At 70.0% G+C, this 13394-nt stretch carries 15 protein-coding genes; 11 read left to right on the top strand and 4 right to left on the bottom strand.

Annotated features, from left to right (window positions below; translation table 11 throughout):
- Positions 1-1335 (bottom strand): helix-turn-helix domain-containing protein (locus tag ADK67_RS33955; RefSeq protein WP_231648476.1); only part of this gene is annotated, 1335 nt, incomplete at its 3' end.
- Between the two features lie 432 nt (positions 1336-1767).
- On the opposite strand from ADK67_RS33955, the gene ADK67_RS33950 reads away from it, so the two are divergent.
- From ADK67_RS33950 to ADK67_RS33920, 7 genes are all read left to right on the top strand, one after another.
- Positions 1768-2280, top strand: a complete 513-nt coding sequence (locus ADK67_RS33950; protein WP_053720646.1) for a prepilin peptidase — start codon at positions 1768-1770, stop codon at positions 2278-2280.
- Positions 2281-2347: 67 nt separating this feature from the next.
- Positions 2348-2920, top strand: a complete 573-nt coding sequence (locus ADK67_RS33945) for a hypothetical protein (RefSeq protein WP_231648475.1) — start codon at positions 2348-2350, stop codon at positions 2918-2920.
- Positions 2914-3756 carry a hypothetical protein gene (locus ADK67_RS33940; protein WP_053720645.1) on the top strand — a complete coding sequence of 281 codons (843 nt, stop codon included), beginning with the start codon at positions 2914-2916 and terminating at the stop codon, positions 3754-3756. Before ADK67_RS33945 ends, ADK67_RS33940 begins: the two co-directional genes overlap by 7 nt.
- 121 nt (positions 3757-3877) lie before the next feature.
- Positions 3878-4591: an SAF domain-containing protein gene (locus tag ADK67_RS33935; protein WP_053720644.1), complete on the top strand. Its 714-nt coding sequence runs from the start codon at positions 3878-3880 to the stop codon at positions 4589-4591.
- Positions 4588-5490, top strand: a complete 903-nt coding sequence (locus ADK67_RS33930; RefSeq protein WP_231648474.1) for a chromosome partitioning protein — start codon at positions 4588-4590, stop codon at positions 5488-5490. Before ADK67_RS33935 ends, ADK67_RS33930 begins: the two co-directional genes overlap by 4 nt.
- The gene (locus ADK67_RS33925) at positions 5487-6959 is read left to right on the top strand and encodes a CpaF family protein (RefSeq protein ID WP_082404236.1); all 1473 of its coding nucleotides are present in this window, start codon (positions 5487-5489) and stop codon (positions 6957-6959) included. The genes ADK67_RS33930 and ADK67_RS33925 overlap by 4 nt, the downstream gene beginning before the upstream one ends.
- Positions 6947-7885, top strand: coding sequence for a type II secretion system F family protein (locus ADK67_RS33920; RefSeq protein ID WP_442974218.1), 939 nt, complete (start codon positions 6947-6949; stop codon positions 7883-7885). Before ADK67_RS33925 ends, ADK67_RS33920 begins: the two co-directional genes overlap by 13 nt.
- A 5-nt stretch (positions 7886-7890) precedes the next feature.
- Here ADK67_RS33920 and ADK67_RS33915 read toward each other — a convergent pair whose 3' ends face one another.
- The 3 genes from ADK67_RS33915 to ADK67_RS33905 form a co-directional block, all read right to left on the bottom strand.
- Positions 7891-9201 (bottom strand): hypothetical protein, encoded by a 1311-nt coding sequence (locus tag ADK67_RS33915; protein ID WP_197289746.1) that lies wholly within the window; start codon positions 9199-9201, stop codon positions 7891-7893.
- Between the two features lie 434 nt (positions 9202-9635).
- Positions 9636-9953 (bottom strand): helix-turn-helix domain-containing protein, encoded by a 318-nt coding sequence (locus ADK67_RS33910; protein WP_053720641.1) that lies wholly within the window; start codon positions 9951-9953, stop codon positions 9636-9638.
- Between the two features lie 4 nt (positions 9954-9957).
- Positions 9958-11049, bottom strand: coding sequence for a tyrosine-type recombinase/integrase (locus tag ADK67_RS33905; protein ID WP_053720640.1), 1092 nt, complete (start codon positions 11047-11049; stop codon positions 9958-9960).
- 220 nt (positions 11050-11269) lie between these two features.
- Between ADK67_RS33905 and ADK67_RS33900 the strand changes: the two genes are divergently transcribed.
- The 4 genes from ADK67_RS33900 to ADK67_RS33885 all read left to right on the top strand — a co-directional run bounded on the left by ADK67_RS33900 (position 11270) and on the right by ADK67_RS33885 (position 13369).
- The gene (locus tag ADK67_RS33900) at positions 11270-12163 is read left to right on the top strand and encodes a type II secretion system F family protein (protein WP_053720639.1); all 894 of its coding nucleotides are present in this window, start codon (positions 11270-11272) and stop codon (positions 12161-12163) included.
- A gap of 35 nt (positions 12164-12198) precedes the next feature.
- A complete protein-coding gene (locus tag ADK67_RS33895; protein ID WP_053720638.1) occupies positions 12199-12387 on the top strand; it encodes a hypothetical protein in 189 nt (62 codons plus the stop codon).
- A gap of 5 nt (positions 12388-12392) precedes the next feature.
- Positions 12393-12848, top strand: a complete 456-nt coding sequence (locus tag ADK67_RS33890; RefSeq protein ID WP_442974217.1) for a TadE/TadG family type IV pilus assembly protein — start codon at positions 12393-12395, stop codon at positions 12846-12848.
- 119 nt (positions 12849-12967) lie between these two features.
- On the top strand, positions 12968-13369 hold the full coding sequence (locus ADK67_RS33885; protein WP_053720637.1) for a hypothetical protein: 402 nt from the start codon (positions 12968-12970) through the stop codon (positions 13367-13369).
- Positions 13370-13394: the final 25 nt, after the last annotated feature.

Genomic DNA, 13394 nt, shown 5'->3' with positions numbered 1-13394 from the left:
GCGTCGCGTCGCCGACTCACGGTCAGGCCCGGGCTCGTCCTGGAGCAGTCGTTCGACGCTGTACGCGTTGAGCAGGTCGTGCCGTGTGTATCGGTCGTGCGCCACCTGCTCGATCAACCGCACCGATACCAACTCGTCCAGCGACCTCCCCGCTTCGTCGACCGGGACGCCGGACAGCGCCGCGGCGACGTGCGGACCGAAGGCGGCACCGGTGTGCAGCCCCAGGAGACGGAACAGCTTGGCGGCGCCGTCTGTGAGCGCCCGGTAGGACCAGGAGAAGACCGCCCGCACCGTCTCGTCCTCAGACGACAGCGCGTCCAGACGCTTGTCCATCGCGGACAGGTCGTCGGCGAGTCGGTCGAGCGAGAGGTGCGGATGCGCCGCCACCCGCTCCGCCGCCACCCTGATCGCCAGCGGGAGGTAGGCGCACAACGTCGTGATCCGCCCGGCCGCGTGGAGTTCCCGGTCGACGCGCTCCTCGCCGAGCGTCTCCCGCAACAGGCTCACCGCCTCGTCACACGTGAACGGCTCGACACCCACCAGGCGGGCACCTTCGCGCATCGCCAGACCCGACAACCTCCGACGACTGGTGACGATCACCAGACAGCCGGCCGTGCCGGGCAGAAGCGGGCGCACCTGCTCGGTGCTGAACGCGTTGTCCAACACGAGCAGCGTCCGCGTCCCCGCCAGCCGCGTCCGCAGCAACGCCGTCCGCCGGTCCAGCGTCGAAGGAAGATCGGCAGGACCGACACCGAGATCGCGAAGAAACGCCTCAAGCACCTCGAAGGGCGCGATCGGATCCACGGTGGGCGCCCAACCGCGCAGGTCGTAGAACAGCGTGCCGTCCGGGAAATCCTCCCGGATGTGATGTGCCCACGAGACTGCCAAGGCCGTCTTGCCGACACCTGCCAGCCCATCCAGCGCGAGCACACCCGCAGACACACCGCGCCTCAGGTCTTCAGTGGCGAGTTCCAGTTGCGCGAGCACTCGACGGCGGCCCACCAGCCGCCCCGATGGCGGTAGCTGCGATGGACCGAGGGCCGGGCGATGACGGCTTCTCCCAGCTTCGTCCCACACCATGCCAAGGAGGGCGCCACCGGTTCCGAGCACCTGGTCGCACGCGCGGGCGAAGTCTTCCGTGGCCGGCTTGACCCCGTTCTCGACGTTGCTCACATGCCCGACGCTGTAGTGGCACCGCTCGGCGAACTGCGTGAGTGTGTGACCCGCTTCGACGCGCAGCCGCCGGAGCTTCTCCCCGATTCTCTGGCTGTTATTCGTTATTCCCTTCAAGCGAATACACCGCCCCCCTTGCCATCCCCCAGACGGCCAGGTCACCGTGATGTCAGCCGGGTTGGAACCGGAACCACCACGAGAGACTGAGGATATGCGGATCAGACGCGGGCCACTGGTCCTTTCGATCCCATGAAGCCCCTATCGAGTGAACAGTGCCGGGATTGATGTACGTGCTGTAGTGACTTCTGTAGACGAGGTGGGCCGCGATGCGGATCGGAGTGGCGTGGGTTTCTTCTTCCAGCGGGCCGGTACGCAAAATCCTCTTTCGGGTTTGTGTCCGACTAGAGGGTGAAGCCGTTCGGCGAGGATTGTCACCCTGCGTACTGAGGGGGTGCTATGTCGCCGGAATGGTGCTGGACGGTCATCGGCTCAGCGTTCGGACCTCTGCTGACCGCGGTAACGGCGCGTGCCGCAGCCGGGCAACGGTTGTTCCCGACGGGGTGGTGGAGAACGGCGTGGTCGAGCGATGCACTGGTGACCACATCGGTCCTGTGTGCACTGCTGGTACTGCTGACCTACCGGTTCGAGGGCTCGCCACTGTTGCCTGCCGTGTGCTGGCTGGCGATCACCGGCACCCAGCTCGTGTTGATCGACCTGACGTGTCGCCGCCTTCCTCACGTGATCACGGGCGCGATGTTGCTCGGCGGGCTGGTCCTGCTCGGGCACGCCGCGCTCCGGATCGGGGAGACCGGTGCGTTGCTGAGGGCGGTGACCGTGTCCGGCGTGCTGTTCGTGGCGATGTTGGTCGCAGCGGTGTTGGTGGCGCCGCGGATCGGGGGTGGCGACGTCGCGCTGGTCGGTGCGGTCGGCCTCTATCTCGGCTGGGTGAACTGGCCGCGCGTTGTGCTCGGGCTGTTGGTCGCGCTGGTGCTGGCGGGCGTGACGGCAACCGTGCTCCTGGCAGTTCGTCGGATCGGCTCCGGAGAGCGTCTCGCGATGGGGCCGGCGATCGTCGGCGGCGCGCTCATGGCACTCAGTCTTCCCTGACCGACCGCTACGGGGGTTCGACATGTGCGTCCCCTTCCGCCATGACGACCACGACTTGAGGACGGACATGCAGATCTTCCACAGCACGGCCACGGCCCTGGTCATCTTGATCGCGGTCGCCGCGTGCAGTGCACCGGGCTCGGGCACGTCTGCCGGACCTGGGGAACCGGTCAGTGTCGACGCATCCGTTCTCCTCGAGGCGTCGAGCCTGCCGTCCGACCCGGCCGGGGAAGCCGGGCGGCTGGCGACGGACGCTTACCGGGGCATGTGGCTCAGTTTCGCCGAAGCCGCCACGACGTCCGATTGGCAGTCGCCGAAGCTGGGTGAGTTCGCGACCGGCACGGCGTTGAACACACTGACTCGTGGGTTGTACGGCGACCGCTACAAGGGTGTGGTTTCGCGTGGCCGGCCGGTCCTCAACCCCGCCGTGTCGTCGTCCGAGCCTGTCGGGGCGCCGACCAGGATCATCGTCACCGATTGTGGTGACTCGACGAACTGGACCAGGCACTACGCCGACAGCGGGCAACCGGCGGACGACGAGCCGGGCGGCAGGCGTCACATCGACGCCATCGTGGAGGAGCAGGCCGACGGCACGTGGAAAGTCGTCGAGTTCGGAGTCCAGGAGGTCGGGACGTGCTGAAGCAGACCGCCGCCATTCTGGCGTTGCTGCTCCTCGGCAGCGCCTCACCGGCCTTCGCGGATCCATGGGGAACCGTCGACTGCGGCCGAGTGCTCGCACCCGTCTGCGACCTCGGTGCGGGCAACAGCCACCAGCCGAACCAGGGCTTGAATCCCGACCACCCGGCCGGCGCGGACCAAGTCGGGGGAGACGACGAGGATCCGTTCGTCGACTGCGGCTACAAGCCGATCGACTACGAGGCGCCCGGCGGGCAGCCGCAGGAGGCAGGCGGTTGGTTCATGGTGCTGTGTTCGCCGGACGGCAAGGACCCGTTGTCCCACGGGCCGGTCTGGGTTCCAGCTGGTGGTGCACAGCCTGCGCTCTCGCCGGAGCAGGTGGCGGAGGTCGCGCGCAACCGCTTGCGCCTGCCGGAGGTGACGATCGCCGCCAGTCCCGCCGAGGACCAGTTGGTCAACCTGCCCACGTGGTTGTGGTTGAGCGGTGGCTGGGAGGAGGTGTCGGCGAACGCGTCGGTGACCGGTGTGTCGGTGACGGCCGTGGCGAAGCCGAGGTCGGTCACCTGGTCGATGGGGGATGGTGGCTCGGTGACGTGCACGGGTGCCGGCACTCCCTACGGGCCGCATGCCGAGCCCACGTCGCCTTCACCGGATTGTGGCCATATCTACCGTCGTTCATCAGCGGACCAATCCGGGCATGCCTTCCCCGTGTCGGCGATCGTGCGCTGGATGGTCACGTGGTCGGGTGCGGGGCAGGGTGGGACGTTCCCGGACATGACCACGACGGGCACTGCGAGTTTCCGTGTGGCGGAGTCCCACGCGCTCAACAACGGCGGCTGACCGGCACCGGTCACCGGCGGTTCTGATCGGGCCGACACCCACCGCGCGACCACATGTTCCGCTCGCTGCTCGCCTTTCGGCGACGCGGCGTACTACTCCTTTGCCTTCTGGAGGTACCGGTATGACCACCAACACCACGAACCGGCCGGTCACCGACCACTCCGCCGGCCCGGCGGACGGTCTCTGGGTCGGGGACGGCACGCGACCGTCCGCTTCCCGCCTGCGGGAAGGCGGTCGCCGCCGCAGCGTCCCGTACCTGTTGCTCGGCGTGCTGTTGGTGCTGGCCTGTGCAGGCGGGTTCGTGCTGGTGTCGATCAGCTCCGGGGACCGGCAGGCTGTCCTGGCGTTGGCCCGCGACATGTCGGTGGGCCGGGTGTTGACCGCGCAGGATCTGCGGCAGGTTAACGTCGCGGTCGATCCCGGCGTCGCCGTGGTCGGGGCGGATCGGGTGGCCGCGGTGGTCGGCAGGCCGATGGCCACCAGCCTGTCGGCCGGGGCGCTGCTCACCCCGGATTCGGTCGGTGGGGCGGTGCTTCCGACCGCGGGGCAGGCGATCGCCGCGCTGGCGCTCAAACCTGGTCAGTTCCCGCCGGAGATCGTTGCGGGGACACCGGTGTCGGTGGTGTTCGTGTCCGGCCAGGCGGGCACCGCGAGCAGCCCGTCGACCGACGGCGGCACGGTGTGGCCGGCGGTGGTCACGGGCGTGACCACGCCGGTGAACGAGCAGACCACGGTGGTCTCGGTGCAGTTGACCGAGGCGGCCGCGCGTCAGGTCGCCGCGGTGCCGGCGGGGCAATTGGCGGTCGTGATGCTGTCGTCGGGCGGTGGTCGATGATGTTGGTCTCGGTGCTGTCGTTGAAGGGCTCGCCGGGTGTGACGACGTTCGCCGTGGCGTTGGCGGCCCGCTGGCCGGCCCCGACCCGCGCGCTCGTGGTCGAGGCCGACCCGTCCGGCGGAGACCTGGCCCTGCGGTTCTTCCTGCCCGCGGCACCGGGCCTGGTCGGCCTTGCCGCCGCCGCACGCCACGGCGGTGACGCGGACCTGGTGTGGCGGCACAGCCACCGACTACCGGGCGGCCTGCCGGTCGTCACCGCCCCATCGGATGCCGACCAGGCGCGCGCGGCGTTGTCCGCTGTGCTGCCGGACCCGGACGGCGGGCTCGGAGTGCTGCGGGCGGCGGCGAACGAACCGGGAACGGTGCTCGTCGTCGACTGCGGGCGGGTGGATCCCGGCTCGCCCGCCCTGTCGATCGTGCGTTGCTCCGACGTGGTGGTGCTGCTGTCGCGGGCGCACGCCGAGGATCTCGCGCATCTGCCCCGTCGGCTGCCGGTGGTCGGTCGGTGGAGCCCGAACCCGGTGCTGCTGTTGGTCGGTGACGGCTTCTCCACCGCCGAGGTCGCCCGTGAGCTCGGTGTGGCGCCGTTGGGCCGGATACCCGAGGACCCGATCGGCGCGGCGGTGCTGTGCGGGCGACCGAACATGGTGCGCTGGGGCCGTACCGGTGACCCGGCGCATTCCGTGTTGGGCCGCTACGCCCACAAGGTCGCCCTCCGGCTCGCCGCACACGAACAACCGCCCGTGGCCGCCTCCGGGGAAGCGGAACCCGCTCCGCCGCCGACGCTGCGCGCGGTCCTCGATGTCCCGCCCGAGCGGCCCTCGCTCGACGGCACCCGACCCGCACCAGGCTCCGGCAGCGACCCGAACGGGCCTCGGCAAGGAGGGCAGGCGTCATGACGTTCCCGACCGAGCACCATGCCGTTGTGCCGCTGCGTCTCCACCAGCGACTCGGTGACTGCACGCCGCGGTCCGGCGGGCCGGGCCAGGAAGTGCCGCCACCGGGCCGGGGCGTAGAGGACGACGACTCGGTGGACCTCTCGGCCGCCGTGACCGGGCTGCACCAATATTTGCGGGAGCGGTTGAACGTGGAACTTCCGCGGCGGGTGGCCGACCGGCAGGACCGCACCGGAACGACCACCACCCGTGAGGCGCGCCGTGAACTGGCCCGCGGCATCATCGAGGAGGCGCTGCGCGCCCACACGGAGAACGAGCTGGCAGCGGGCCGCCGGCTGCTGCCCCGCGAGGCGGAGCAGCAGGTCGTGGGCGAGGTGGTGAACGAGCTGTTCGGCATGGCCGGTTTGCAGCCGCTGCTGGACGATCCGACCGTCGAGACGATCAACGCCAACCGGTACGACCGGGTGTTCGTCCACTACGACGACGGCCGCCGCGCCCAGGTCGGGCCGATCGCCTCCTCGGACGAGGAGCTGACCGATCTCGTTCGCCTGCTCGCCGCGCGCGCCGGCAGCCAGGAACGGCGGTTCGACCACGGCTCGCCGGCGCTCAACCTCCAACTCCCCGGCGGCGAGCGGCTGTTCGCCGTCATGGGACTGACCGCCGGGGGAGTGACGGCGCTGTCGATCCGCCGTCATGGCTATCTCACTGTCGCGCTGCCGCAGCTGCGCCGGCGCGGCACCCTGGACCCCGGCTTGGAACAGTTCCTGCGGTCGCTGGTCAAGGCCCGCAAGAACATCCTGATCACCGGCGGCACCGGGGCCGGTAAGACCACGCTGCTGCGGGCGCTGGCGTCGGAGATGGACCCGTTGGAGCGGATCGTCACCATCGAGGACGCCTTCGAACTCGGCCTGGACCGCGACCCGGACATCCACGCCGACGTGACCGCGTTCCAGGCCCGCGACCCCAACGTCGAAGGCGAAGGCGCCGTCTCCCAGGCCGAACTGGTCCGCTGGGGCCTGCGCATGAGCCCGGACCGGGTCATCGTCGGGGAGATCCGCGGCCCCGAGGTCATCCCGATGTGCAACGCCATGTCGCAGGGCAACGACGGCTCGATGGCCACCCTGCACGCCTCCAGCTCCCGGATCGCGTTCACCCGGCTCGCCTCCTACGCCGCCCAGAGTGTGGAACGGCTGCCCCTGGAGGCGACGAACCTGCTCGTCGCCTCGGCGGTGCACTTCGTGGTGCACCTGGCCCGCGCGCAGGATCGCCGCACCCGAGTGGTGTCCTCGATCCGCGAGGTCGTGGGCGCCGACGGCCCACAGGTGATCTCCAACGAGGTCTACCGCCCCGGCACCGACCGCCGCGCCCGCCCCGTGGCCGGGGCGATGCGCGGCGACACGCTCGACGACCTAATCGACGTCGGCCTCGACCCCGGCGTGCTGGAGAACCCCGAGGGCTGGTGGTCACCGTGACCACCCTCGCGACCATCGCCCTCGGCACGGTCACCGCGACGGCCGCGTTGTTGGGCGGCGGCACCGGGCTCGGCCTGGTGCTGGTGATCCTCGGCCGGCACAGCTCCCGGGCCTACCGTCCGCGTCGCGGTCGAATCCGCGCCGGTGGTCGAGCCGACCGACAGCGCACACTACGGCTCGCGTCCGCCGTGGCGGTCGGGCTGGTGACCGGCCTGCTGACCGGCTGGGTGGTCGGCGCCGTGCTGGCCGGGCTCGCCTGTCGGGCGCTGCCGCGGGTGCTGGGCAGGGATCCCGGGCAGGCCCGCAGGGTGGCGCGCATCGAGGCCGTGGCGACCTGGACGGAGATGCTGCGCGACACCCTGTCCGCCGCCGCGGGCTTGGAGCAGGCGATCCTCGCGACCGCGCCACTGGCCCCGGCGGCGATCCGCCGCGATGTCGGAGACCTCGCCGCCGACATCGGCAACGGCGAGCGCCTGGCACCCGCGCTGCGCAGGCTCGGGGAACGGCTGGACGACCCGGTCGGCGACCTCGTCGTCGCCGCCCTCCTGCTCGCCGCCGAACAACAGACCCGCCGCCTGGCCGAGCTGCTGGGGTCGCTGGCCGACGCCGCCCGCGGACAAGCCTCGATGCGGATGCGCGTGGAGGCCGGACGGGCCCGCACCCGCACCTCGGTACGGGTCATCGTCGGCACCACCCTGACCTTCGCCGCCGCCGTGGTGCTGCTCAACCGCGACTACACGGCCGCCTACGACAACGCGACCGGACAGATCATGCTGCTGGGCATCGGAACCCTGTTCGCAGCCGGGTTCGGCTGGCTTGCCCGTATCGCCCGCGTCACGCAACCCGACCGCTTCCTGACCGAAGTTGGTCAGTTCACGAGAACCGAAGTGTCGGTTGGCCGGAACTCCGGGTGGGGTGAGCGCTGATGGTGTCACTTCACGCGTGGGTTGGGCGAACCGAGGTGGTCGTTGGTCAGGTCTGGATGCTCCAGGACGGTGCCGTAGTGGACGGCCGTTGCCATCGTGACGCCGAAGAAGTCGCACACCCTGCGGAGGTCACCGCCGGTGGAGATCACTTCGTCGACGATGCGGTCCCGGCGGATGGCGGTGGGCGCGGTGCCGAGGCGTTTCCTGGGCCAGTTGGTGTGTACCGGGTCGACCGTGCAGGCGGACTTGTAGTTGACGAACAGGTGCGGGTTGAGGCTGTTGGGCCACCGTCGGTACCGGTGGTCGAGGTAGTCCGCGAGGCGTTGCAGCACGAGCGGTGCCAGGGGCACGGTGCGGTCGGTCAGGTACAGACGACTGTCGCGGAAGTCGTTGAGCTGCAGGGTGCGCAGTTCGGCCGGCCGCAGGCCGTGGAAGGCGGTGAGCGCGGCGAGGGCTGCGGCGGTGGGGTCGGGCGAGTCGAGCAGGACGCGCATCTGTTCCGGGTTGATGGGCAAGGGTGTGCGTCGGGTGTACTGCTCGAATCTCATGCGGGCCATCGGATTCTGGAAGATCAGCTTGCGGCCCTTGAGAATTGTGAAGATCGACCGAAAGGCCCGCCCCGCCTGTGTGCGGGGGTTGCCCGTGGTGGGCAAAGCCTCGAGGACGTCCTGGCGGCCTATCTGGCGAAGCGATCGAGTTCCTGTCGAAGCCCAGGCGTGAAGGATCGGCATCGCCGATCGGGTGTGATAGCGGATGGTGATCTCGGAGCGGTGCCGGCGGCGCGGTGGTGTCGTGCTGCCGTGGCGCATCACGTCGAACCAGATACGGAGCTCGTCGGCCAGGACGTCGGGCAGGTCGCGGATCTGATCGTCGAACCACAGTCGCAGGCTGTCGGGTCGGTCGTCGTGCAGCAGGTCCGCCGAGGTGAGGATGGCGGAGACCGCCTCGACCGGCAGGGCGACGGTGCGCAGTCGGTCGACCTCGTGGGTCGTGATGGGCATGTCGGTGGTGTCCCGCATGCCGAGCAGTACGCGGATGGCCACGCGGGCACGGTAGGTCCGATAGGTGCTCCAGCCATGCAGTACGGCGTGTTCGACGGCCAGACGGTCGAGGTGCGCCGCCTGTCGACCGTCACCCGGGGCTGGGAATCCGTAGCGTCGTGCCGTGTCCACGACCGGCACCCTGGCGAACAGGTCCAGTTGGCCCGGCACTTCCGGCTGGACCGGCTGCTGTGGCAGGAGTTCTGGAACGTCGTCGGATGGCCGGTTGCGTCGTATACGCGGGTGCGGGCGGTGCCCGTTCTTGGACGAGGACATGTCGGCGAACATGAGCTGCTGACCGAACCGGTTGGCGGCGGGAACGTCGACGCGATCGCCGGGTCGCCGGACGCGTTTGGTCTGCAGCCAGCACAGCCGGCACGCCTGGTGCTCGTTGAGCGTCTGGTCCCGTCGGCAGCCGAGGCATCGGCCTGTGCGGGACTGCCACTGTCGCCAGCCGCGGCAGCCCTGGCAGATCCATTTGTGGATGCGTTGGGCGCCCCAGGCGTAGCAGTCTCCGCAGGACTCGGGGAGTTGCGGCGCGTACTGGTGGCAGCGGCGGCACAGCCGAGAGGCCCAGTAGTCCTGTGTGGACCCGCAACGGCGACACGGCCGCGGTCGTCCCTTGCTGCCTGCCTTGCAGTCGTAGCACCATTGGCGCCGCGAGTAGCCTTCGGGTCTGAGGCCGCAACCCTCGCACAGTTTCGGCGGGGTCATGCCGGTGGGACCGATCGTCGCCGTCCGGGCCTCGGCGCGGGCGTCGAGGTGGGCGCGTTTGCGGTCGCGGTCCTGGCCGGTCGGCGGGCGGCGACCAGTTCGGGTTCGCAGATCAGCAGGTCGCTGGGGACGCAGTGGAGCACCGAGCAGATCACGTCGAGGTCGTCCAGGCGGATCGTGGTCGGGGTGCCGGTCCACAATGCGGACATCTTTCCGGCGCTGATCTCCAAGCCTGCCTCGGCGAGCCGTCGGCGCAGCTCGGTGGATTTCCAGATCCCCTGCTCGGCGGCTTTCATCCGCATGTTCCACCGCATGGTCTCAGTGCTCCTTCTCGCTCAGCCGCGCCGTCACCCGTTGGTTGGCCGTCGTCCAGGCGTGGTCGATGTGTCCGCTGTGGACGTGGATGTACGAGGTCGTGGTCGAAAGCCAGGCATGGCCGAGCAATTCCTGGATGGCCTTGAGGTCCATTCCCCTCTCGTACAAGGACGAGGCGCAGAAGTGCCGCAGGCCATGCGGGGTGAGCCGTCCTTTCCACGCCGGAAGCCACGTGGCCACCGCGTCGGACAGTCCCGACCGCAGCGACTCGTGGCCGATGCGTTCGCAGTGCCCGGTCAAGGAGTCGTAGCGTTCGCTGGGGAACAGGGGAGCGTCGGGGTTGGCGTAGTCGTCGTCGAACTGGTGGCGCACTTCGTTCAGCCACCAACCGAGCAGCGCGTCGGCGGAGTTGATCGCGGGCACGAGCCTGATCTTCGGCCCTCGTCGGCGGCTGCCCTTGCCGAACCTGACATGAAGCTTGCCGTGCTCGCCCAGCTCGGGGTGCCAGTCACGGATGTCCAACATCACCGTCTCGCCGATCCGCAGGCCCACCCGGCGCCACAGGGAGGCGGCCACGTAATCCCGTGCGGCGGTCAGGAACTTCCGCTTGTGGGCGAGCGAGTCACGCCAGCCCGTGAACAGCGTGTCCACCTCGCCGGTCGTGGGCGGGACCCGCGGCGAGGCGCGACTGTCGGTACAGGCGGGGCGGTTGAACTCGTCGATCGGATGCGCGAGCACGTGTCCGGTCAGAGCGTGGACGTCGCCCTGGTAGCGGACCGTCAGGAAGTCGAAGAACCCGGTGAGTACCACAGCCTTGTTGTAGATCGTGGAAGCGGCCAGGCCGCGTTTGCGCTGAAGGGCGAGGAAACGGTCGGCGTCCTCCACGGTCGTCGTCCATACGTGCCGCCCCAGAAGGGTGATGAAGTCGAACAACACCGACCGCTCACCGGCGACCACCCGGTCGGTCACACCCGCTCCCACGAGCGCCAGCGCGTACTGATCCACAAGCTCCTGTTCGAAGTCCTCAAGCTCTCCAGGCGCGAGCTGCCGCCTCGCTTGTCCCAACGACCGCACCTCAGCCAGCAACGCCAGCACCTCAGTTCATCGGGAATCACCATGCAGTGCGAATATCGGCAGGCCGTCGGGAATCTCGACCATTGGTCGACGGATTCACACCATCGAGTGCACCCGCGTTCACCTGGGCAAGCCCGCCATCTGGAACTTCGAGGCGATCACGAACTCGGGGCAATGGGGACAGCCCCCGACGCCCAGGCGAACCACACCGTGCCCGTCACCGAAAGGCAGGTGTAGCAGCATGATCACCCCGATCGCGCTGGGAGCCGGTCTCGGTCTCGGGCTGTGGGCGCTGACGGTCGGGATGTTCCCGCCACGCCCGACGCTCGGCGCCGTCCTGGCCCGCGCCACCACACCACCCGCCCCGGCACCGACCCCCGCCACCGACGACACCGGCTGGGCCGCGCGGCTCGGCCGACCCGCCGTCGCCCCGCTGCGCGCCCTGGGCCTTCCCGGCCCACGCCTGGCCCGCGACCTGGCGGTCATCGGCCGGGCGACCTCGACCCACCTGGCGGAGAAAGCCACTCTCACCGTCGCCGGACTGCTACTGCCCGTCCTGCCCACCGTCGCCCTCACCGCGGCCGGCCTCGGCCCCGGCGTCGAAGCGCCGATCATCGCCGGGCTCGTCCTCGCCGCGGCCGGGTTCGTCGGGCCGGACCTGCACGCCCGCACCAGGGCCGCCACACTGCGCGTCGGGTTCCGCCACGCCCTGTCCGCCTACCTGGACCTGGTGTGGATCACCCTCGCCGGTGGCGCCGGGGTCGACAGCGCCCTGGGCGGCGCGGTCACCATCGGCCGCGGGTGGGCATTCGACCGGATCCGCCGCGCCCTGGACACCGCCCGCCTGACCCGCACCACCCCATGGACCGCACTGCGCCGCCTCGGGGAAGAACTCGACGTCACCGAACTCGCTGAACTCGCCGCGTCGGTCAGCCTGGCCGGCACCGAGGGCGCCAAGGTCCGCGCCTCGCTGGCCGCCAAGGCCGCCACCCTGCGCACACACCAGATCACCGAGGCCGAGAGCCAGGCCCAAGCCGCCACCGAACGCATGTCGCTGCCGGTCATGCTGCTGTTCCTCGGATTCCTGACATTCATCGCCTACCCGGCACTGACACAAGTCCTCAATGGACTGTGACGCCGTGCCGTAACACGACAGGGGAGGAGAACGTGATGCACTCGCACATGGAGGCGTTGTGGACAATTCTACAAGCACGCTGGGAGACGTTGCGCCGCGAACCGGACGCCGGGTACTCGACCGAGACCGTCCTGGTGACCGCACTGCTCGTTCTCGCAGCACTCGCGGTCGTCGCGATCGTGGTCGCCAAGGTCACCGAGAAAGCCAACGGCATCACCATGTGAATCCCGTGAACCGCAGAGACAAGCGGTCCGGGTGCGGACGGTGGGCCCTGTGGGGTCGACGTGCCGGACGGACGCTGGGAGGCGAACGCGGTTCGGTCACCGCCGAGTTGGTGATCGCCACACCGCTGCTGTTGCTGATGCTGCTGGCCATCGTGCAGTTCGCGCTGTGGTCGCACGCCACCCACATCGCGCAGGCCGCCGCCTCGCAGGGCCTGGCCGCGGCACGCGTGCAGAACGGGACCGCGGCCACCGGCACGGCACGCGCGCACCAGGTCCTCGACCAGTTCGCCGGCGGACCTCTGACCGGCGCCGAGGTCACCGCCGACCGGGGCGTGTCGGCGGCGTCCGTGCGGATCTCGGGCACGGCCACCACGGTGGTGCCGTTCCTGCGAGGCCTCCCGGTCCGCGCCGAAGCCGCCGGTCCCGTCGAACGTTTCGTCCCCGACACGGCAGGCGGGTGACAACCATGACCTTCCACCGGAGGACAACGGCACCGCGCGGCACCCCGGACCGGCGCCACTGCCGGGAACATCCCACACGGTGCGGGCGGGCGGCGTGGTGGCACGACGACCGCGGCTCCGTGGCCGCCGAAGTCACCATCGCCGCACCGGTCCTGGCCATGCTGCTGGTGTTCGTCGGCGTCGTCGCCCACCGGGGCGTGGACGCCCGCATCCGTCTCGATGACGCCGCCCACCAAGCCGCCCGCGCCGCCAGCATCGAACGCACTCCCGCCGCGGCGACCCTGGCCGCCCAGATCACCGCGACGGGCGCGTTGGCCTCGGCAGGGGTGGCGTGCCGCTCGGTGAGCGTGGACACCGCCACCGGCGGCCTCATACCCGGTGGCACGGTGACCGTCACCGTGTCGTGCGCCGTCGACTTCGGCGACGCGCTGATCCTCGGTGTGCCGGTCGGGAAAACACTCTCCTCCAGCGCGGCCGAGCCCGTCGACGTGTGGAGATCGACCACCGGGATCAGCCCGTGAACCGCCGCGGCCGGTCCAGCCGGTC

Source organism: Saccharothrix sp. NRRL B-16348 (assembly GCF_001280085.1).
GTDB lineage: Bacteria > Actinomycetota > Actinomycetes > Mycobacteriales > Pseudonocardiaceae > Actinosynnema.
The sequence above is the reverse complement of the archived record's forward strand: the minus strand, read 5'-3'. Positions and strand labels throughout refer to the sequence as shown.

Excerpts from the sequence above, each read along its gene's own strand:
- ADK67_RS33945 (WP_231648475.1), top strand. The coding sequence starts at position 2,348 with ATGCAGATCTTCCACAGCACGGCCACGGCCCTGGTCATCTTGATCGCG.
- ADK67_RS33935 (WP_053720644.1), top strand. The coding sequence starts at position 3,878 with ATGACCACCAACACCACGAACCGGCCGGTCACCGACCACTCCGCCGGC.
- ADK67_RS33930 (WP_231648474.1), top strand. The coding sequence starts at position 4,588 with ATGATGTTGGTCTCGGTGCTGTCGTTGAAGGGCTCGCCGGGTGTGACG.
- ADK67_RS33925 (WP_082404236.1), top strand. The coding sequence starts at position 5,487 with ATGACGTTCCCGACCGAGCACCATGCCGTTGTGCCGCTGCGTCTCCAC.
- ADK67_RS33915 (WP_197289746.1), bottom strand. The coding sequence starts at position 9,201 with ATGTCCTCGTCCAAGAACGGGCACCGCCCGCACCCGCGTATACGACGC.
- ADK67_RS33910 (WP_053720641.1), bottom strand. The coding sequence starts at position 9,953 with ATGCGGTGGAACATGCGGATGAAAGCCGCCGAGCAGGGGATCTGGAAA.
- ADK67_RS33900 (WP_053720639.1), top strand. The coding sequence starts at position 11,270 with ATGATCACCCCGATCGCGCTGGGAGCCGGTCTCGGTCTCGGGCTGTGG.
- ADK67_RS33895 (WP_053720638.1), top strand. The coding sequence starts at position 12,199 with ATGCACTCGCACATGGAGGCGTTGTGGACAATTCTACAAGCACGCTGG.